14 protein-coding genes are annotated in these 18640 nt (G+C 68.4%); 9 read left to right on the top strand and 5 right to left on the bottom strand.

Going from position 1 to position 18640, the window contains the following annotated elements; translation table 11 throughout:
- Positions 1 to 6: 6 nt before the first annotated feature.
- From aceF to lpdA, 3 genes are read left to right on the top strand one after another with little or no spacing between them, the layout of a single operon-like run.
- Positions 7 to 1698, top strand: coding sequence for a dihydrolipoyllysine-residue acetyltransferase (aceF, locus tag ACEN9J_RS08505; protein WP_413763809.1), 1692 nt, complete (start codon positions 7 to 9; stop codon positions 1696 to 1698).
- A 55-nt stretch (positions 1699 to 1753) separates the two neighbouring features.
- On the top strand, positions 1754 to 2347 hold the full coding sequence (locus tag ACEN9J_RS08500) for an MFS transporter (protein WP_296738649.1): 594 nt from the start codon (positions 1754 to 1756) through the stop codon (positions 2345 to 2347).
- Positions 2344 to 4170 (top strand): dihydrolipoyl dehydrogenase, encoded by a 1827-nt coding sequence (gene lpdA, locus ACEN9J_RS08495; protein WP_413763808.1) that lies wholly within the window; start codon positions 2344 to 2346, stop codon positions 4168 to 4170. The genes ACEN9J_RS08500 and lpdA overlap by 4 nt, the downstream gene beginning before the upstream one ends.
- A gap of 106 nt (positions 4171 to 4276) precedes the next feature.
- Here lpdA and ACEN9J_RS08490 read toward each other — a convergent pair whose 3' ends face one another.
- The gene (locus ACEN9J_RS08490) at positions 4277 to 4858 is read right to left on the bottom strand and encodes a C40 family peptidase (protein ID WP_057597282.1); all 582 of its coding nucleotides are present in this window, start codon (positions 4856 to 4858) and stop codon (positions 4277 to 4279) included.
- Between the two features lie 282 nt (positions 4859 to 5140).
- Here ACEN9J_RS08490 and ACEN9J_RS08485 point away from each other — a divergent pair, with 282 nt between their 5' ends.
- Positions 5141 to 6220, top strand: a complete 1080-nt coding sequence (locus ACEN9J_RS08485) for a PQQ-dependent sugar dehydrogenase (protein ID WP_413763807.1) — start codon at positions 5141 to 5143, stop codon at positions 6218 to 6220.
- A gap of 3 nt (positions 6221 to 6223) precedes the next feature.
- Here ACEN9J_RS08485 and ACEN9J_RS08480 read toward each other — a convergent pair whose 3' ends face one another.
- A complete protein-coding gene (locus tag ACEN9J_RS08480) occupies positions 6224 to 7015 on the bottom strand; it encodes an alpha/beta fold hydrolase (RefSeq protein ID WP_413763806.1) in 792 nt (263 codons plus the stop codon).
- A gap of 10 nt (positions 7016 to 7025) precedes the next feature.
- Positions 7026 to 8663 (bottom strand): 4-hydroxyphenylacetate 3-hydroxylase family protein, encoded by a 1638-nt coding sequence (locus ACEN9J_RS08475; RefSeq protein ID WP_413763805.1) that lies wholly within the window; start codon positions 8661 to 8663, stop codon positions 7026 to 7028.
- A gap of 132 nt (positions 8664 to 8795) precedes the next feature.
- Between ACEN9J_RS08475 and ACEN9J_RS08470 the strand changes: the two genes are divergently transcribed.
- Both ACEN9J_RS08470 and ACEN9J_RS08465 read left to right on the top strand, forming a co-directional pair.
- A complete protein-coding gene (locus tag ACEN9J_RS08470) occupies positions 8796 to 9419 on the top strand; it encodes a TetR/AcrR family transcriptional regulator (protein ID WP_261210927.1) in 624 nt (207 codons plus the stop codon).
- Between the two features lie 78 nt (positions 9420 to 9497).
- On the top strand, positions 9498 to 10100 hold the full coding sequence (locus ACEN9J_RS08465; protein ID WP_093342637.1) for an isochorismatase family protein: 603 nt from the start codon (positions 9498 to 9500) through the stop codon (positions 10098 to 10100).
- Between the two features lie 12 nt (positions 10101 to 10112).
- On the opposite strand, the gene ACEN9J_RS08460 is transcribed toward ACEN9J_RS08465, so the two are convergent.
- On the bottom strand, positions 10113 to 11498 hold the full coding sequence (locus ACEN9J_RS08460) for an FAD-dependent oxidoreductase (protein WP_216087358.1): 1386 nt from the start codon (positions 11496 to 11498) through the stop codon (positions 10113 to 10115).
- Positions 11499 to 11541: 43 nt separating this feature from the next.
- The gene (locus ACEN9J_RS08455) at positions 11542 to 12519 is read right to left on the bottom strand and encodes a Bug family tripartite tricarboxylate transporter substrate binding protein (RefSeq protein ID WP_261210926.1); all 978 of its coding nucleotides are present in this window, start codon (positions 12517 to 12519) and stop codon (positions 11542 to 11544) included.
- 131 nt (positions 12520 to 12650) lie between these two features.
- Here ACEN9J_RS08455 and ACEN9J_RS08450 point away from each other — a divergent pair, with 131 nt between their 5' ends.
- The 3 genes from ACEN9J_RS08450 (at position 12651) to ACEN9J_RS08440 (ending at position 18505) form a co-directional block, all read left to right on the top strand.
- Positions 12651 to 13424, top strand: a complete 774-nt coding sequence (locus tag ACEN9J_RS08450; protein ID WP_057597274.1) for a GntR family transcriptional regulator — start codon at positions 12651 to 12653, stop codon at positions 13422 to 13424.
- A 44-nt stretch (positions 13425 to 13468) separates the two neighbouring features.
- On the top strand, positions 13469 to 15448 hold the full coding sequence (locus ACEN9J_RS08445; RefSeq protein WP_413763804.1) for a propionate--CoA ligase: 1980 nt from the start codon (positions 13469 to 13471) through the stop codon (positions 15446 to 15448).
- Positions 15449 to 15628: 180 nt separating this feature from the next.
- Positions 15629 to 18505, top strand: coding sequence for a 2-oxoglutarate dehydrogenase E1 component (locus tag ACEN9J_RS08440; RefSeq protein WP_057597272.1), 2877 nt, complete (start codon positions 15629 to 15631; stop codon positions 18503 to 18505).
- Positions 18506 to 18640 lie beyond the last annotated feature (135 nt).

Below are 18640 nucleotides of genomic sequence, written 5' to 3'. Positions count from 1 at the left end.
AACGATATGGCAGCAGTGGAAGTCAAGGTACCCGACATCGGCGATTTCGATGAAGTCGCTGTGATCGAGGTGCTGGTGAAAGTGGGCGACACGGTCAAGCCCGAGCAGTCGCTCATCACCGTGGAGTCGGACAAGGCCTCGATGGAGATTCCGTCGTCGTCCGCCGGCGTGGTCAAGGAACTCAAGGTCGAGATCGGCAGCAAGGTGAAGGAAGGTTCGGTGGTGCTGGTGCTCGAGGCCGAAGGGGCCGGCCAGGCCGCCGCGCCAGCGCCCGCGGCCAGTGCTCCGGCACCCGCGGCCAGCGCGCCGGCACCGGCCGCTGCGGCACCCGCACCCGCTGCGGCGGCTGCACCGACCGCCGCCGCCGGCCCGGTCGACGTGAAGGTGCCCGACATCGGCGACTTCAAGGACGTCGCGGTCATCGAGGTGCTGGTCAAGCCTGGCGACACCATCAAGGTCGAGCAGTCGCTGATCACGGTCGAATCGGACAAGGCCTCGATGGAGATCCCGTCGTCGGCCGCCGGCACGCTCAAGGAACTCAAGGTCAAGGTCGGCGACGTCGTCAACATCGGCGACCTGATCGCGGTGATCGAAGGCGCCGCCCCCGCTGCGGGCGCCGCGCCCGCACCGGCGCCGGCTCCCGCGGCTGCGGCCGCTGCTGCGCCCGCCACGGCTTCGGCCTCCGCGCCCGCACCGGCTCCGGCTGCTCCCGCGCCGGCCGCCGCCGCGCCGCACGATCCCACCAGGAGCCCGTCGGCCGGCCTGCCGCACGCCTCGCCCTCGGTGCGCAAGTTCGCGCGCGAACTCGGCGTGCCGCTCGAGGAGGTCAAGGGTTCCGGTCCCAAGGGCCGCATCACGCAGGAAGACGTCCAGGGCTTCACCAAGGCCGTGATGAGCGGCCAGGCCACCACCAAGGCTTCGGCCGCGGCCAAGCCCGCGGCCGGTGGCGGTGCCGACGGCGCCGCGCTGGGCCTGCTGCCCTGGCCGAAGGTCGACTTCACGAAGTTCGGTACGGTCGAGCGCAAGGACCTGTCGCGCATCAAGAAGATCAGCGGCGCGAACCTGCACCGCAACTGGGTGATGATCCCGCACGTCACGAACAACGACGATGCCGACATCACCGAGCTCGAAGCCTTCCGCGTCGCCACCAACAAGGAGAACGAGAAGTCGGGCGTGAAGGTCACGATGCTGGCTTTCGTGATCAAGGCGGTGGTCTCGGCGCTCAAGAAGTTCCCCGAGTTCAACACCAGCCTCGACGGCGACACGCTGGTCTACAAGCAGTACTTCCACATCGGCTTCGCGGCCGACACGCCCAACGGCCTCGTGGTGCCGGTGCTGCGCGATGCCGACAAGAAGGGCATCCTGCAGATCAGCCAGGAGATGGGCGAGCTCGCCAAGAAGGCGCGCGACGGCAAGCTCGGCGCGGCCGACATGCAGGGCGGCTGCTTCTCGATCAGCTCGCTCGGCGGCATCGGCGGGACGCACTTCACGCCGATCATCAACGCGCCCGAAGTGGCCATCCTCGGCCTCTCGAAGAGCGCGATGAAGCCGGTGTGGGACGGCAAGCAGTTCGTGCCGCGCCTGACGCTGCCGCTGTCGCTGTCCTATGACCACCGCGTGATCGACGGTGCCTCGGCGGCGCGTTTCAACGCCTACCTGGGCCAGGTGCTCGCCGACTTCCGCCGCGTGCTGCTATGAGTGCCGAGGCTGCTTCGGCGGCCGCTGCGCCCCTGGCGAACCGGCGCGAGGCCCCATGACCACGGTCGTGGCCGTCCGCAAGAACGGCCAGGTCGCCATGGCGGCCGACGCGCTCGTGACCTTCGGGGACACGCGGCTCACGCACCGGCAGGAGGCGAACCAGAAGATCTTCTCGATCGAGGACGCCGCCGGCCACAGCCTGTTCGCGATGGCCGGCGCCGCGGCGCACTTCCTGGTGCTGCAGCATGCGCTGGCCGCGCAGCCGCGCGAGTCGCTGCTGTTCGGCAGCAAGCACGAGGTGTTCCGCACCTTCACGATGCTGCATCCGGTGCTCAAGAGCTCGTTCTTCATGGAGACCAAGGAAGACGACCACGAGCCCTACGAGTCGAGCCAGTTCACGATGCTGCTGGCCAACGCGAGCGGGATCTACGGCATCTACAGCTACCGCGAGGTGTTCGAGTTCAAGCAGTTCTGGAGCATCGGCTCGGGACGCAGCTTCGCGCTCGGCGCCATGCACGCGGCGTACGACCAGAAGTCGCGCTCGGCGCGCGACGTGGCGGAGGCGGGGATCGCCGCCGCCTGCGAATTCGATCGCAATTCGGCCGGACCGGTCGACTCTCTCACACTCAAACTGAAAGTGTCCAAATGAGCGAACAACAAATCAAGGTGCCCGACATCGGCGACTTCGACGAAGTGGCGGTGATCGAGGTGCTGGTGAAGGTGGGCGACACGGTGAAGGCCGAGCAATCGCTGATCACGGTCGAATCGGACAAGGCCTCGATGGAGATTCCGTCGTCCGCGGCCGGCGTGGTGAAGTCGCTGGCGGTGAAGGTGGGCGACAAGGTCAAGGAAGGCTCGGTGGTGTTGACGCTGGAGGCGGATGCCGCCGCCGCGCCCGCGCCCGCGCCGGCCGCAGCGGCCCCGGCGCCCGCCGCCGCGGCGCCCGCGCCCAAGGCTGCGGCGCCCGCACCGGCCCCGGTCGCGGCACCCGCGGCCTCGAACTACGGCGGCAAGGTCGACGTCGAGTGCGACGTCATCGTGCTCGGCGCCGGCCCCGGCGGCTACTCGGCCGCCTTCCGCGCCGCCGACCTTGGCCTGAAGGTCGTGCTGATCGAGCGCTACGCCACCCTCGGCGGCGTCTGCCTCAACGTCGGCTGCATCCCCTCGAAGGCGCTGCTGCACGTGGCCTCGGTGATGGACGAGGTCAAGCACTTCGCCGACCTCGGCGTGAGCTTCGCCGCGCCCACGGTCGACCGCGCCAAGCTGCTGGGCCACAAGAACAAGGTGGTGGGCAAGCTCACGAGCGGCCTCACCGCCATGGCCAAGATGCGCAAGGTCACGGTGCTGCGCGGCGTGGGCAACTTCGTCGACCCGCATCACATCGAGGTCGAGGAGACCTCGGGCACGGGCTGGGACACCACCGGCAGCAAGCAGACCGTGAAGTTCCGCAGCGCCATCATCGCCGCCGGCTCGCAGGCCGTGAGCCTGCCCTTCATGCCGAAGGACCCGCGCGTGGTCGACTCCACCGGCGCGCTCGAGCTCGGCACCGATCCCAAGCGCATGCTGATCCTGGGCGGCGGCATCATCGGCCTCGAGATGGGCACGGTGTATTCCACGCTCGGCGCGCGCCTCGACGTGGTCGAGATGCTCGACGGCCTGATGCAGGGCGCCGACCGCGACCTGGTGAAGGTCTGGCAGAAGATGAACGCGCCGCGCTTCGACAACCTCATGCTCAAGACCAAGACGGTCGGCGCCGAGGCCACGAAGGAGGGCATCAAGGTCACCTTCGAGGGCGAGAACGCGCCCAAGGAACCGCAGGTCTACGACCTGGTGCTGCAGGCCGTGGGCCGCAGCCCCAACGGCAAGAAGATCGGCGCCGAGAAGGCCGGCGTGGCCGTCGGCGAACGCGGCTTCATCCCCGTCGACATCCAGATGCGCACCAACGTGCCGCACATCTTCGCCATCGGCGACATCGTCGGCCAGCCGATGCTGGCCCACAAGGCGGTGCACGAGGCGCACGTGGCGGCCGAGGTGATCGCGGGCGAGCTCAAGGGCGACAAGGAACTGGCGAGCGCGGCCTTCAATGCCCGCGTGATCCCGAGCGTGGCCTACACCGACCCCGAGGTGGCGTGGGTGGGCCTGACCGAGGACCAGGCCAAGGCCGAAGGCATCAAGGTCAAGAAGGGCCACTTCCCGTGGACCGCCTCGGGCCGCGCGATCGCCAACGGCCGCGACGAGGGCTTCACCAAGCTGCTGTTCGACGCCGAGACGCACCGCATCCTCGGCGGCGGCATCGTCGGCACCCATGCCGGCGACATGATCGGCGAGATCGCGCTGGCCATCGAGATGGGCGCCGACGAGATCGACATCGGCAAGACCATCCATCCGCATCCCACGCTGGGCGAGAGCATCGGCATGGCGGCGGAAGTGGCGCACGGCACCTGCACCGACCTGCCGCCGCAAAAGCGCTGAGGGGTCGGGGGCCGCCTCGCGGCCTTCGCCCAAAACAAAAAAATCCCGCGGCTGCGGGATTTTTTTCGTCCCGGCCCCAGTGCGAAGTGGGCCGAAGGAGGGGGATTCAGTCGCCGGTGCGGGCCGACGCCGCGGCGGCGCGGATCTCGTCGTTCGATCCGCCGCCGAGCACGCGGCGGGCGCCGTCGAAGCGGCGGCTCCAGTAGCTGCCGTTCATGTCTTCCACGCGCACCTGGGCGCCCGAGCGCGGCGAGTGGATGAACTTGCCCTCGCCGACGTAGATGCCGACATGGCTGAAGGCGCGGCGCATGGTGTTGAAGAACACGAGGTCGCCGGGCTTGAGTTCGCTGCGGTCGATCTTCTCGGTGGCGGCGGCCTGTTCTTCCGCGCGGCGCGGCAGCATGTGGCCGACCGTCTGGTTGTACATGGCGCGCACGAAGCCGCTGCAATCGAAGCCGGTGTCTTCCGAATTACCGCCGCGGCGGTACGGAACACCGAGGAAACCGATGGCGGTCATCACGAGATCGGAGGTGCGCTCGGTGACGGTCTGGCGGACTTGCCTCAGTTGCCCCACCAGGCCTTTTTCGGCCAGGAGTTGGCCGACTTCGTCGGTCCGGTCCGATGGTTGGGGAGCTGCATGGGCAGCGACGGCAATCAGGAGGGACGCGGGTAGGACGAAAAAACGCATGGCGCGTAGGATATTGATGACGGCTGGCACTGTCAATTTGATCTGAATTAGAGATTGTGCCGCCAACCCGTTGATTTATTTGAAATTTTTGAATCATCGGACAACTAAAATGTAACGGTCGACCCGTGATGCCGGATAAACAGTTCGACCTCCAAGACCCTTCGAAGTCGACAACTGTCTTCATGTGGGTTTGAAAAACCGCCAAGATCATTCGTTTTGCGGGGAAAACACATGAAATCGCTCTCCAGGCCCTCTCGCCGCGTCCTCGGCCGTGTTTTCGTCATGTCGGGTTTGATCTTTGGCGCGGCCGCCATGGCACAGGGTCGATCTGAGACCGTGGCTTCGGGGCTCGAAAGTCCCTGGGGCGTGGGCTTCCTGCCGGGCGACCGTTTCGTGGTCACCGAGAAGCCCGGGCGCATCCGCATCGTGGCCAAGGACGGCAAGCTGGGCGCGCCGCTGGCCGGCCTGCCGGCCATCGCGGCCGGCGGGCAGGGCGGCCTGCTCGACGTGCTCGTCGACGCGGACTTCCGCAGCAACCGCACGCTGTACTTCTGCTTCTCGGAGCCCGATGCCGGCGGCAGCGCCAACAGCACCGCGCTCGCGCGGGCGCGGCTGTCATCCGACGACACCCGGCTCGAGAACCTGCAGATCATCTTCAGCCAGAAGCCCAAGGTCGCGAGCCGCGCGCACTTCGGCTGCCGCATCGTCGACCGCGGCGACGGCACGCTCTACCTCACGCTGGGCGACCGCTTCAGCCGCAAGGAAGATGCGCAGCGGCTCGACAACCACCTCGGCAAGATCGTGCGCATCCGCAAGGACGGCAGCGTGCCCGACGACAACCCCTACGCCGGCCGGCCGGGCCCGCTGCCCGAGATCTGGAGCTACGGCCACCGCAACGGGCAGGGCGCCACGCTCGGTCCCGACGGCCGCCTGTGGATGACCGAGCACGGCCCGCAGGGCGGCGACGAGATCAACATCGCGCAGGCCGGCCGCAACTACGGCTGGCCCGTGATCACCTACGGCGAGAACTACGGCGGCGGCAAGATCGGCGACGGCATCACGGCCAAGGAAGGCATGGAGCAGCCGCTGCACTATTGGGTGCCCTCGATCGCGACCTCGGGCATGGCCTTCCTGACCAGTGACCGCTATGGCGCCGCATGGAAGGGCAACCTCTTCGTCGGCTCGCTGAAGTTCGGCTACCTCGACCGCATCGAGCTCAAGGACGGCAAGGTGGTGGCCGAGCACAAGCTGCTCGAGGACGGGCGCGCGCGCATCCGCGACGTGAAGCAGGGGCCCGACGGGCTGCTCTACGTGCTGACCGACGAGTCGAACGGCAAGCTGCTGCGGCTGCGGCCGAACTGAGCGTCAGCCGGGGCAGCCGGGCAGCGACAGCGTCGGCAGCATCCGCTGCCACAGGCGCCGCCATTCGGGCCAGTCGTGGCCGCCCTCGGTGGTGAAGACGCGTTCGGCCGGCAGCGCACCGGCCAGCAGCCGGTGACTGAAGGCGAAGCGGTCGTCGAGGCCGTAGCCCAGGTAGAGCGGCGGCCGCGCGCCCGCCGTCTGCGTGTAGCCCGCGTAGCCGCGCAGCCATTGCCAGAGCTGGGTTTCGTTCGGCGTGCGCGGGGTGGCGGCGCCGCTGTCGAGCGGCCCGTTCCACTTCGCGAGTCCGCCCGCGTTGGCGATGTCGGTGCTCAGCGTGCGTTCGCCCAGGTAGGGCGCGATCGCCACCACGCCGGCCAGTTCGCCCGGATGCGTCTGCGCGTAGAGCAGGCCGCCGAAGCCGCCGAGCGAGATGCCGACGATCCAGATCTGGCGGTAGCCCTGGCGCCGCGCGGGGGCGATCACGTCGGCATCCAGCCGCTGCAGCACGGTCCTGTCGTTGTAGTAGCCGAGGTGCGCGTCGACCAGCATCGTGTCGACCGCGAGCCGGTTCTCGCGCACCGCCTCGACGAAGCCTTCGCGCTCGAACTCGTCGGGCGTCGAATAGGCGCCCGGCAGCATCACGAGCAGGGTGTCGGCCTGGCGCGTGCAGCGCTGGGTTTCGAGCACGGTCGCCAGCGGCACCGTGCTCTTGCGCACGCCGCCGCAGCCGGCCACCAGCAGCACGGCACCGATGCCGAGAGCCGCGAGGCAGAGCCGCTTCGTCAGGACTTTCATCCCGCCGAGTCTAGGCCTGGGCGCGGTGAGGCTTGGGCAGTTCGACCATCACCGGCTGCCCGGGCGTGGTACAGCCCGTGTCGCAGCACTTGCCGGGCTGGCGGTTGCGCGTGATCGCGCGCTGCGGATCGTGCGGCGCGGCCGCAGGCGAGCCGTCGGCGGCGATGCCGCGCTCGAGCAGCCGCTCGACCAGCTCCACCTTCGAGCCCACCGGGTAGTGGCGCCAGATCTCCTGCTTCATCGCGGCGGGCGAACCGCCGCCGTGCAGGCTGATCACGCTGTACCAGCCGCCCTGGTAGCCGGCCGTCAGGTCCTCGATGAAGCGGGCCGCCTCGATGCGCTGTTCGTAGGGCACGGCCGGATTGGCGCGCAGCACGTCCGACAGCCGCGCCGCGGTCTCGGGGTTGTGGTCCTCGTCGGGGCCGGGCAGGGTGACGATCAGGCCGCCGCTCACGGTGTGGGCGATGCGGTGCATGTCGTAGACCTTGGTCGCGAGCAGCAGCTTGCCGATGTTGCTGAACACCGGGTCGGGCATGAAGACCGGGCAGTGCTCGTCGGCCTTGCCGTAGACGCTGGCCGCCACGCCGCAGGCGAAGAAGCCCTCGGTGATGCTGATGAGCTCGACCATCTGCTCGCGCAGGTGGCTCTCCTTGCCCGGGTCGAAGCCGTTGGCCTCGCACATCAGCGCGCCGGCGCCGATCAGCAGGTCGCCGAAGCCCGCGCGCGCGCCGATGCAGCTGTGGCGGTGGTGGGTGGCGTAGCTGTAGGTGAGGTGGCCCGAGTGTTCCCAGCTGCCGTCGGAGCCGTCGTAGAACACGCGCTCCCACGGCACCAGCACGCGGTCGAAGATGCACACGCCGGTGCTCTGGCCGTACTTGCGGCTGAACAGGGCGTCGCCATGCTCGAGCTTCTCGCCGGGCCGGCCGGCCGGTCGCGCCACGATCGTCAGGCCCGGCGCGTCGAGCGGCACCGCGCAGCAGACGGCGAAGTCGGCGTCCTCGCGGCCCATGTTGCGGCAGGGCATGACCAGCAGCTCGTGCACGTAGGGCGCGCCGGTCACGATGGCCTTGGTGCCCGAGATCACGATGCCGCGCGCGTTGCGTTCCACCACGTGCACGTAGCTGTCGACGTTGGCCTGCTCGTGCGGCCGGCGGCTGCGGTCGCCCTTGGCGTCGGTCATGGCCACGCCCAGGGTCAGGTCCTGGTCCTGGACGCGGTGCAGGTACTCGAGGAAGCGTGCCGTGTGCTCGCCGCCGCCGCGCGCGTCGTCGATGCGCGCCGACACCTGGGCGATCGCGTTGAGCGCGTCGTGCGTGAGGTAGCGCTGCGCGCAGCCGGTTTCCTGGCACACCAGCCGCACCGCCTCGAGCTTGTTGAGCAGGTCGCCGGCGCTGGTGTTGAGGTGCGAAAGCCGGTTCGCGCGCTTGCCGCTGGTGTGCTGCACCGCGGTCATCAGCGGTTCGTACTGCGCCTTCAGCGCATGGTCGTAGGTCAGCGCGATGGCGTTGATGCCGGGGCGGAACGCGGGCTCGTCGGCCACGCTCTCGACGCGCCGGCCATCGACGTAGACGACGGGCTTGTAGCGGCGCAGCGATTCGCGGTAGTCGGCGCCGGACATCAGCGCGGCCGAGGGGAGCGGGGCGTTCATCGTGGGTGTCTCCGGTGGTTGTCGTGCGGGCCGGATCGGGCCGGCTCCCGCTAAATTTAAACATTGTTCAAAAAATTGATCAACCGTTAAGAAAAATGAGCAACGCTTAAAAGAAGGGCTACAGTCCAGCCCATGCAGGCCAAGCTCCAACGACGACAGACCCTGAGCGATGCGCGCCGCGCGCTGGTGCTCGACGCGGCGCGGGCCGTGTTCTCCGAGGCCGGCATCGAGGGCGCGAGCATCCGCGAGATCGCGCGCCGCGCCGGCTACACGCCCGGTGCCATCTATTCGTACTTCGAGAGCAAGGAGGCGATCTACGCCGCGCTGCTCGACGAATCGCTGCTGCGCCTGCGCACCGCGGTGGGGGAGGCCGAGGCCTTCGCGGAGCGGCCCGCGCTGACATTGGCGTCCAAGGCGCGGGCCTGGTTCGGCTTCTACGCGGCCCATCCGCGCGAGCTCGACCTCGGCTTCTACCTGGTGCACGGCATGCGGCCGCGCGGCCTGACCAGCGAGCTCGACCATGCGCTCAACGACCGGCTGAAGGAGGCGCTCGACCCCTGCGAGGAAGCGCTGCGCGCCATGGGCCTCGATGCCGCCGAGGCGCTGCGCGAGAACACCGCCCTGTTCGCGCACGGCGTGGGCCTGCTGCTGATGCGGCACACCGGGCGCATCCGCATGTTCGGGCAGTCGGCCGATGCGCTGTTCGAGGCCTACATCGGGCAGCTCGTGGCCCGCGTGCGGCCGGCGGTGGCCTGAGCCGACGTTTTCGGTGTTAGTTTCCAGGGTCCAGGACGCACGGCGTCCTCGCAACCCTCAGAAGAAAGAACCTCGCCCATGCTGCTCGACGCATCCCAATCCCAACTCGTGCTGGTCGACTATCAGGCGCGACTGATGCCGGCGATCTTCGAGTCGGAGGCGGTCGCGCAGAACGCGGTCCGCCTCGGCAAGATGGCCCGGCTGTTCGATGTGCCCGTCTTCGGCACCGAGCACAACCCGTCCAAGCTCGGCGAGAACCTGCCCGACATCCGCGCGCTGTGCCGCCGCACGCTGCCGAAGATGCACTTCAGCGGCGTCGAGGAGGGGCTGGGCGAATGGCTGCGCGTGCCGGCGAAGGCGCCGCAGGGCAATGCGCGCAGCCTGCCCAAGCACCTGCAGAAGCCGGCCGCGGCCGCCGAGGAGCGCAACACCATCGTCATCGCCGGCTGCGAAGCCCATGTCTGCCTGCTGCAGACCGCGCTCGACCTGCTGGAGGACGAGTTCGAGGTCTGGGTCGTCACCGATGCCTGCGGTTCGCGCACCGAGCGCAACCGCGACGCCGCCTTCGACCGCCTGGCCGGCGCGGGCGCCGAACTGGTGACGACGGAGATGGTCGGCTTCGAATGGCTGCGCACGGCCGAGCACCCGGCCTTTCCGGAGCTGCTCGCGCTGGTGCGCTGAGCGCGCCGGGCGTCAGTCCTGCCGCACCTCGCTCGCGAGCAGCGGCATGCCGAGTTCGCGCAGGGCCTGCTGGATCTGCGCCACCGGTGCCTGGCGCACCGTCATTCCTGTCTCCACCGCGATCGCGGCGGCCACGCCCGCGGCCTGGCCGGTCGCCATGCAGGCCGGCATGTTGCGCGAGCGCGCATGGGCCTCGTGGTTGGCCGAGATGCAGCGGCCCGCGACCAGCAGCTGCTCGATCCGCTTCGGCAGCAGGCAGCGGTAGGGGATCTCGTAGGGCGGCATGCTCTGGAAATCGACGTCGCCGCCCTTGGGGTCGTGGATGTCGAGCGCCGAAGTGTCGGCGGCGATGCTGTCCTCGAAACGGGTCTCGCCGCGCGAGTCGGGGCCGGTCAGCGTGTATTCGCCCTCGATGTGGCGCGTTTCGCGCACGCCCAGGATCGGCGAGACCTGCCCGAGCCGCGCCTGCTCGAAGCCCGGCACGCGCTCGCGCAGGAAACGGCACACGCCCTCGATCTGGCGATAGCACTCGAGGATCGCGCCCGTGAACTGCGCCGGCGAGAACACGTCGACGCCGAGCACGCGCGTGGCATTCACGTACATCTGGCCGTCGGCCGTCTTCAGCGTGATGTTGTCGCGCTGCAGCTTCACGCCGGTTTCGTCCTGGAAGCGCCGCAGCATGCCGTTGAAGCCGGTCAGCCACAGGCCGTAGGCCAGCCCTTCACGGTCGCGCGGGATGGCGCGCGCGGGCACGTCCTCGCAGTCGCGGGCCCAGTCGGCCAGGCGCTCGAGGTCGACGTTCTTCATGATGAAGTACATCGACACCGGCTGCATGCGGGCCTCGGCTTCGCCCGAACCCATCACGAATGGGGCGCCGGCCTTGGCCGCCATGTCGGCATCGGCCGAGCAATCGATCAGCACCTGGGCAGCGATGAACTGGCGCCCGGCCTTGCTCTCGATGAACACGCCCTTGACCGTGCCGTCCTCCACCCGCGGCGCGGAGACGAAGGTCTCGAACAGGATCTGCACGCCGGCCTCCACGCACAGGCGCGTGAGCAGCATCTTCATGACCTCGGGATCGGTCGGCGAGGCGATGCGCACGCCGCCGGTCTTGGTGGTGGCCATGTAGTCCTCGCCGGCGCCGCCGGCCGAGCGCGCGAGGTTCCAGATCTCGAGCGGGATGCCGCCGATCAGCGAGCCCGAGGGCTTGGTGTTCAGGCCCAGCGTGAGGATGCCGCCGAGCGAGCCGAAACGCTCGATCAGCACGACCTTGCGGCCGCGCCGCGCGGCGGCGATGGCCGCGACCGGGCCCGTGGTGCCGCCGCCGACGATGACGATGTCGGCCTCCATCAGCACGGGAGTCTGGCGGGCGGGTTCTTGGATGGTGCTCTGTGTCACTGCGTTGCTTTCCTGGGGTGGGTGGGAATGGAGGGGAGGGCGGTCAATCGAGCTTGGCGCCCGATTCCTTGATGGCCTTGGACCACTTCGCGATCTCGCTGCGGTTCCAGGCCGCGAACTGCTCGGGCGTGTTGCCGACCACGATCGCGCCGGTGGCCGCCAGCTGCTTCTGCAGCTCGGGCAGGCGCAGCACCGCGACCATGTCGTTGTAGATCTTGTCGGCCACCGGCTTGGGCGTGCCCGCCGGCACCAGGGCGCCGATCCAGGACACGGCCTCGAAGCCCGGCAGGCCGGATTCGGCGGCGGTCGGCACCTCGGGCAGTGCGTCGACCCGCTTCAGGCTGGTCACCGCCAGCGGCTTGAGCCGGTTCGACTTCACATGCGGCATGACGGCGACGATGTTGTCGAACATCAGCCCGATCTGCCCGCTGAACATGTCGTTGTAGGCCGCGGGCGTGCCCTTGTAGGCCACGTGCAGCAGGTCGGTGCGGGTTTCCGCCTTGAACATCTCGCCGGCCAGGTGGTTCGAGGTGCCCACGCCGCCCGAGCCGAAGTTGAGCTTGCCGGGATTGGCGCGCGCGTACTCGACCAGCTCCTTGACGTTGTTGGCCGGCACCGAGGGGTTGGCCACCAGCACCAGCGGCGTGATGGTGACCAGCGTCAGCGGCTGGAAGTCCTTGAGGTAGTCGTAGTTGAGCTTGGTGTAGAGGGTGGTGCTGATCGCGTTGGCGACGGTACCGAAGAAGATCGTGTAGCCGTCGGCCGGCGCGCGCGCGGCGAGTTCGCTGCCGAGGTTGCCGCCCGCGCCGGGCTTGTTGTCGATGACCACCGGCTGGCCCCATTTCTCCGACAGCTTCTGCCCCACGGCGCGCGCCACCACGTCGGTGGCGCTGGCGGCCGGGAAGCCGAACAGGATGCGGACCGGCTTGGTCGGCCACGGGGTGTCGGCGAAGGCCGGGCTGCCGGCCAGGCCGGCGAGGGCGGCGGCCACGGTGGCCGCGAGCAGGCTTCTCTTGCGCATGGTTTGTCTCCTGGGCTTTGGATCCACGGGGCGGTCTTGCTTGCGCCCCTGTTCATTCAGAGCTTCAATGCTATGGTGCTATATAGCACTTGTCAACTTCGGAGGCGGGTAGCATCGCGTCCCATCACCTCATGAACGAACTCGACAGCCCAGCTTCCGACGATCCCCTGGGTGCCTACACGCACCCGGGCGCCTCGGGCCTGGCCAAGTACGCGCAGTTGCGCGAAACCCTGGTGACCGCCATCCGCAGCGGCTACTGGCGTCCTGGCAGCCAGCTGCCGGCCGAACGCGAACTGGCGCGGCGCACCCGCTACAGCCTCGGTACGGTGCAGCGCGCGCTGCGCGAGCTGGCCGACGACGGCATCGTGGTGCGTACCCATGGCAGCGGCACCTATGTGGCCGAGGGGCGCGGTGCCATCGATGCGCCGCTGCACCTGCGCTTCCTCGGCGACGAGGGCGGCGCGGCCAGCTTCCTGCCGCTCTACCCCAAGGTGCTGTCCCGCGCACGGGTGCCCGAGCGCGGTCCCTGGTCCGACTGGCTGCGGCTCGGCGGCGAGGACGTGGTGCGCATCTCGCGGCGCATCAGCGTCAACCACGAGTTCAACGTGTTCAATCGGCTCTACTTCAGCGCGGCGGCGTTTCCCGGCATCGCCTCGGCGCCGCTGCCCAGCCTCGACGGCGCCAACCTCAAGCAACTGCTCGGCACCGAGGGCCACATGCCGGTGACGGAAATGCGCCAGCGCGTGTCGTTCGTGGTCTTCGGCGACGAGGCGAGCGGCGTGCTCGAGGTGCCGCCCGGCACGCGCGGCATGCTGCTCGAGAGCGCGGCCATGGCGGGGCGCCAGCCGCTGTACTTCTTCGAGTCGTTCATTCCGCCGAACGAGCGCCGGCTCGACGTTTCCTGAGCGCGCGGCAGGCCTGCGTCAGTTCCGCGCAAGCGCGCCTGCCGATGATCTTCGAGGACGGGCCGAGGCGCGCGCCCGCAGAAATACAAGCACGAGAGACAGGAGACAGCATGCCGAACTACGAAGAATTCCACCGCCGGTCGATCGACGCGCCCGAGGCCTTCTGGGCCGAGCAGGCCCGGCTCATCGACTGGCAGAGCCCGCCGCAGCAGATCCTCGACGCGAGCCAGCCGCCGTTCGCGCGCTGGTTCGTCGGCGGCAGCACCAACCTGTGCCACAACGCCGTCGACCGCCACCTGGCCGAGCGCGGCGACCAGCCGGCGCTGATCTTCGTCTCGACCGAGACCGGCACCGAGAAGAGCTACAGCTTCCGCGAGCTGCATGCCGAGGTGCAGCGCACCGCCGCCAGCCTGATCGACCTGGGCGTGGGCCGCGGCGACCGCGTGCTGATCTACATGCCGATGATTCCCGAGGCCGCGTTCGCGATGCTGGCCTGCGCGCGCATCGGCGCCATCCACTGCGTGGTGTTCGGCGGTTTCGCGAGCGGCTCGCTGGCCACGCGCATCGAGGACGCCGAACCCAAGGTGGTGGTGAGCGCCGATGCCGGTTCGCGCGGCGGCAAGGTGATCGCGTACAAGCCGCTGCTCGACGAGGCGATCCGCCTGTCGAGCCACAAGCCCGATGCGGTGCTGCTGACCGACCGCGGCCTGGCCCCCATGGCGCTGGTCGCGGGGCGCGACCACCTGGCGAGCGAGCTGCGGCAAAAGCACCTCGACGCGCAGGTGCCCTGCGCCTGGCTCGAGTCGACCGAGATCAGCTACACCATCTACACCAGCGGCACCACCGGCAAGCCCAAGGGCGTGCAGCGCGACGTGGGCGGCTACGCGGTGGCGCTGGCCGCGAGCATGAAGCACATCTTCGACGGCCGGCCCGGCGAGACCTACTTCTCCACCAGCGACATCGGCTGGGTCGTAGGCCACAGCTACATCGTCTACGGCCCGCTGATCGCCGGCATGGCGACGGTGATGTACGAGGGCCTGCCCACGCAGGGGCTCGACGGCCAGCCCGACGGCGGCATCTGGTGGCGTCTCGTCGAGAAGTACAAGGTGACGGTGATGTTCAGCGCGCCGACCGCGGTGCGCGTGCTCAAGAAGCAGGACCCTGCGTTGCTCAAGAAATACGATCTTTCCACGCTGCGCGCGCTGTTCCTGGCCGGCGAGCCGCTCGACGAGCCCACCGGCCGCTGGATCGCCGAGGGCCTGGGCGTGCCGATCATCGACAACTACTGGCAGACCGAATCGGGCTGGCCGATCATCACCATCGCCAACGGCGTGGAGAAGAAACCCAGCAAGTTCGGCAGCCCCGGCGTGCCGATGTACGGCTACAAGGTGAAGATCCTGCACGAGTCGACCGGCGAGGAACTGACCGCGCCGAACGAGAAGGGCGTGGTCGTGGTCGAGGGGCCGACGCCGCCGGGCTTCATGCAGACCGTGTGGAGGGACGACGCGCGCTTCGTCAACACCTACTGGAAGAGCGTGCCCGGCAAGATGGTCTATTCGACCTTCGACTGGGGCATCCGCGACGAGGACGGCTATTTCTACATCCTCGGGCGCACCGACGACGTGATCAACGTGGCCGGCCACCGGCTCGGCACGCGCGAGATCGAGGAAAGCATCTCGGGCCACGCGGGCGTGGCCGAGGTCGCGGTGGTGGGCGTGGCCGACGCGCTCAAGGGCCAGGTCGCGATGGCCTTCGTGGTGCCCAAGGACGGGCGGGCCGCGAGCGACGAGGCGCTGGCGCTGAAGCTCGAGGGCGAGATCATGAAGACCGTGGCCGACCAGCTCGGCGCGCTGGCCCGGCCGGCGCGGGTGCGTTTCGTGGGCGGGCTGCCCAAGACCCGCAGCGGCAAATTGCTGCGCCGCGCCATCCAGGCGGTCTGCGAGGGCCGCGATCCGGGCGACCTGACGACCATCGACGACCCCGCCACGCTGCAGCAGATCAAACTGTTACTTAAGCCAGCCTGAGTTCCCCGCCTGGGGGGTTGTGCATCCGCTTTCAACCGTCATATGGTTGGCGTGGCACAATCGCCCGGTACTCAGGCCCTTCCCCAGCCACAGTCGCATCCGCCAATCGGTTCAGCCGTGTCGCGGAAGGTTTCTTAAACCAGCTCGTGCTTCCCACAGGGAAGCGAAGGTCAGCGCAATATGAGCGATTCATCGACTCCATCGGTGTATGCCGCCTACCAAGGCAACACCTATCTCTTCGGCGGCAACGCGCCCTATGTCGAGGAGATGTACGAAAACTACCTCGCCAACCCCGGCAGCGTGCCCGACAACTGGCGCACCTACTTCGACGCGCTGCAGCACGTCCCCGCCGCCGACGGCACCAACACCCGCGACGTTCCGCACCAGCCGGTCATCAACGCTTTTGCCGAACTGGCGAAGCAGGGCACGACCAAGGTCGTGCAGGCCAGCGGCGCCGACTCCGAACTCGGCCGCAAGCGCACCGCCGTCCAGCAGCTGATCGCGGCCTACCGCAACGTCGGCGCCCGCTGGGCCGACCTCGATCCGCTCAAGCGCGCCGAGCGTCCCGCCATTCCCGAACTCGAGCCCTCGTTCTACGGCTTCACCGACGCCGACCTCGAGACGGTGTTCAACACCAGCAACACCTTCTTCGGCAAGGACACCATGTCCTTGCGCGACCTGCTCAACGCACTGCGCGAAACGTACTGCGGCACCATGGGTGCCGAGTACATGTACACCACCGACCAGAACCACAAGCGCTGGTGGCAGCAGCGGCTCGAGAGCGCCCGCACCAATCCCAAGCTCAGCGCCGAGCAGAAGAAGCACGTGCTCAACCGCCTGACCGCGGCCGAGGGCCTCGAGCGCTTCCTGCACACCAAGTACGTCGGCCAGAAGCGCTTCTCGCTCGAAGGCGGCGAAAGCTTCATCGTCTCGATGGACGAGCTGATTAACCAGGCCGGCGCCAAGGGCGTGCAGGAAATCGTGATCGGCATGGCCCACCGCGGCCGCCTCAACGTGCTGGTCAACTCGCTCGGCAAGATGCCGGCCGACCTGTTCGCCGAGTTCGACCACACCGCGCCCGAAGACCTGCCCAGCGGCGACGTCAAGTACCACCAGGGCTTCAGCTCGGACGTGACCACCCCCGGCGGCCCGGTCCACCTGAGCCTCGCGTTCAACCCCTCGCACCTCGAGATCGTGAATCCCGTGGTCGAAGGCTCGGTGCGCGCGCGCATGGACCGCCGCGCCGACCCGCAGGGCAAGCAGGTGCTGCCTGTGCTGGTGCACGGCGACGCGGCCTTCGCGGGCCAGGGCGTCGTGATGGAAACGCTGGCGCTGGCCGAGACCCGTGGCTACTTCACGGGCGGCACGGTGCACATCGTCATCAACAACCAGATCGGCTTCACCACCAGCGACCCGCGCGACAGCCGCTCGACGCTGTACTGCTCGGACATCGTCAAGATGATCGAGGCGCCGGTGCTGCACGTGAACGGCGACGATCCCGAGGCCGTGGTGCTGGCCACCCAGATCGCGCTGGACTTCCGCATGGAATTCCAGAAGGACGTGGTCGTGGACATCATCTGCTTCCGCAAGCTGGGCCACAACGAGCAGGACACCCCCTCGCTGACCCAGCCGCTGATGTACAAGAAGATCGCCCAGCATCCCGGCACGCGCAAGCTGTACGCCGACAAGCTGGCCGCGCAGGGCCTGGGCGACACGCTCGGCGACGACATGGTCAAGGCGCAGCGCGCCGCCTTCGACGAAGGCAAGAACACCGTCGACCCGGTGCTGACCAACTTCAAGAGCAAGTACGCCGTCGACTGGAGCCCGTACCTCAACAAGAAGTGGACCGACGCCGGCGACACCGCGATCCCCACCTCCGAGTGGAAGCGCCTGGCCGAGAAGATCACCACCGTGCCGCAAGGCTTCACGGTGCATCCGCTGGTCAAGAAGGTGCTCGACGACCGCGCCGCCATGGGCCGCGGCGACGTCAACGTCGACTGGGGCATGGGCGAGCACATGGCCTTCGCCTCGCTGGTGGCCAGCGGCTACCCGGTGCGCCTGTCGGGCGAGGACTCGGGCCGCGGCACGTTCACGCACCGCCACGCCGTGCTGCACGACCAGAACCGCGAGAAGTTCGACGAAGGCACCTACACGCCGCTGTCGAACGTGGCCGACAACCAGGCCCCGTTCGTCGTGATCGACTCGATCCTGTCGGAAGAGGCGGTGCTCGCGTTCGAATACGGCTACGCCTCGAACGATCCGAACACGCTGGTGATCTGGGAAGCCCAGTTCGGCGACTTCGTGAACGGCGCGCAGGTCGTGATCGACCAGTTCATCGCCTCGGGCGAAGTCAAGTGGGGCCGCGTCAACGGCCTCACGATGATGCTGCCGCACGGCTACGAAGGCCAGGGCCCCGAGCACAGCTCGGCGCGCCTCGAGCGCTTCATGCAGCTGAGCGCCGACACCAACATGCAGGTGGTGCAGCCGACCACGGCCAGCCAGATCTTCCACGTGCTGCGTCGCCAGATGGTGCGCAACCTGCGCAAGCCGCTGATCATCCTCACGCCCAAGTCGCTGCTGCGCAACAAGGACGCGACCTCGCCGCTGGCCGAGTTCACCAAGGGCAGCTTCCAGACCATCATTCCGGAAAGCAAGCCACTCAAGGCCGAAAAGGTCAAGCGTCTGATCGCCTGCTCGGGCAAGGTCTACTACGACCTGGCCAAGAAGCGCGAGGAGAAGGGCGACGAGGACGTGGCGATCATCCGCGTCGAGCAGCTCTATCCGTTCCCGCACAAGGCCTTCGCGGCCGAGATCAAGAAGTACCCGAACCTCGTCGACGTGGTGTGGTGCCAGGACGAACCGCAGAACCAGGGCGCCTGGTTCTTCGTGCAGCACTACATCCACGAGAACATGCAGGAAGGCCAGAAGCTCGGCTACGCCGGCCGCGCGGCCTCGGCCTCGCCGGCCGTCGGCTACTCGCACCTGCACCAGGAACAGCAGAAGGCACTGGTCGATGCCGCCTTCGCCAAGCTCAAGGGCTTCGTGCTGACCAAGTAATAGAACGATCTTTTTTCAACACGAACGACCCGCTCGGGCGCACGCGGCTTTGCCCCGGCGCCCGATCCCCCACGAGGGGCGGGCCGGGCGAAACCCGGCCCCAGGGGCACACACAAATCAAAGCGGAGCAAACTC

Origin of the sequence: Variovorax sp. Varisp41 (assembly GCF_047325085.1) — a bacterium.
In the GTDB taxonomy this organism is placed as follows: domain Bacteria; phylum Pseudomonadota; class Gammaproteobacteria; order Burkholderiales; family Burkholderiaceae_C; genus Variovorax.
This window is presented reverse-complemented; position numbering and strand designations above follow the sequence as displayed.

Coding starts and splice junctions, on each gene's coding strand:
- aceF (WP_413763809.1), top strand. CDS start 7: ATGGCAGCAGTGGAAGTCAAGGTACCCGACATCGGCGATTTCGATGAA.
- ACEN9J_RS08500 (WP_296738649.1), top strand. CDS start 1,754: ATGACCACGGTCGTGGCCGTCCGCAAGAACGGCCAGGTCGCCATGGCG.
- lpdA (WP_413763808.1), top strand. CDS start 2,344: ATGAGCGAACAACAAATCAAGGTGCCCGACATCGGCGACTTCGACGAA.
- ACEN9J_RS08490 (WP_057597282.1), bottom strand. CDS start 4,858: ATGCGTTTTTTCGTCCTACCCGCGTCCCTCCTGATTGCCGTCGCTGCC.
- ACEN9J_RS08485 (WP_413763807.1), top strand. CDS start 5,141: ATGTCGGGTTTGATCTTTGGCGCGGCCGCCATGGCACAGGGTCGATCT.
- ACEN9J_RS08480 (WP_413763806.1), bottom strand. CDS start 7,015: ATGAAAGTCCTGACGAAGCGGCTCTGCCTCGCGGCTCTCGGCATCGGT.
- ACEN9J_RS08475 (WP_413763805.1), bottom strand. CDS start 8,663: ATGAACGCCCCGCTCCCCTCGGCCGCGCTGATGTCCGGCGCCGACTAC.
- ACEN9J_RS08470 (WP_261210927.1), top strand. CDS start 8,796: ATGCAGGCCAAGCTCCAACGACGACAGACCCTGAGCGATGCGCGCCGC.
- ACEN9J_RS08465 (WP_093342637.1), top strand. CDS start 9,498: ATGCTGCTCGACGCATCCCAATCCCAACTCGTGCTGGTCGACTATCAG.
- ACEN9J_RS08455 (WP_261210926.1), bottom strand. CDS start 12,519: ATGCGCAAGAGAAGCCTGCTCGCGGCCACCGTGGCCGCCGCCCTCGCC.
- ACEN9J_RS08450 (WP_057597274.1), top strand. CDS start 12,651: ATGAACGAACTCGACAGCCCAGCTTCCGACGATCCCCTGGGTGCCTAC.
- ACEN9J_RS08445 (WP_413763804.1), top strand. CDS start 13,469: ATGATCTTCGAGGACGGGCCGAGGCGCGCGCCCGCAGAAATACAAGCA.
- ACEN9J_RS08440 (WP_057597272.1), top strand. CDS start 15,629: ATGAGCGATTCATCGACTCCATCGGTGTATGCCGCCTACCAAGGCAAC.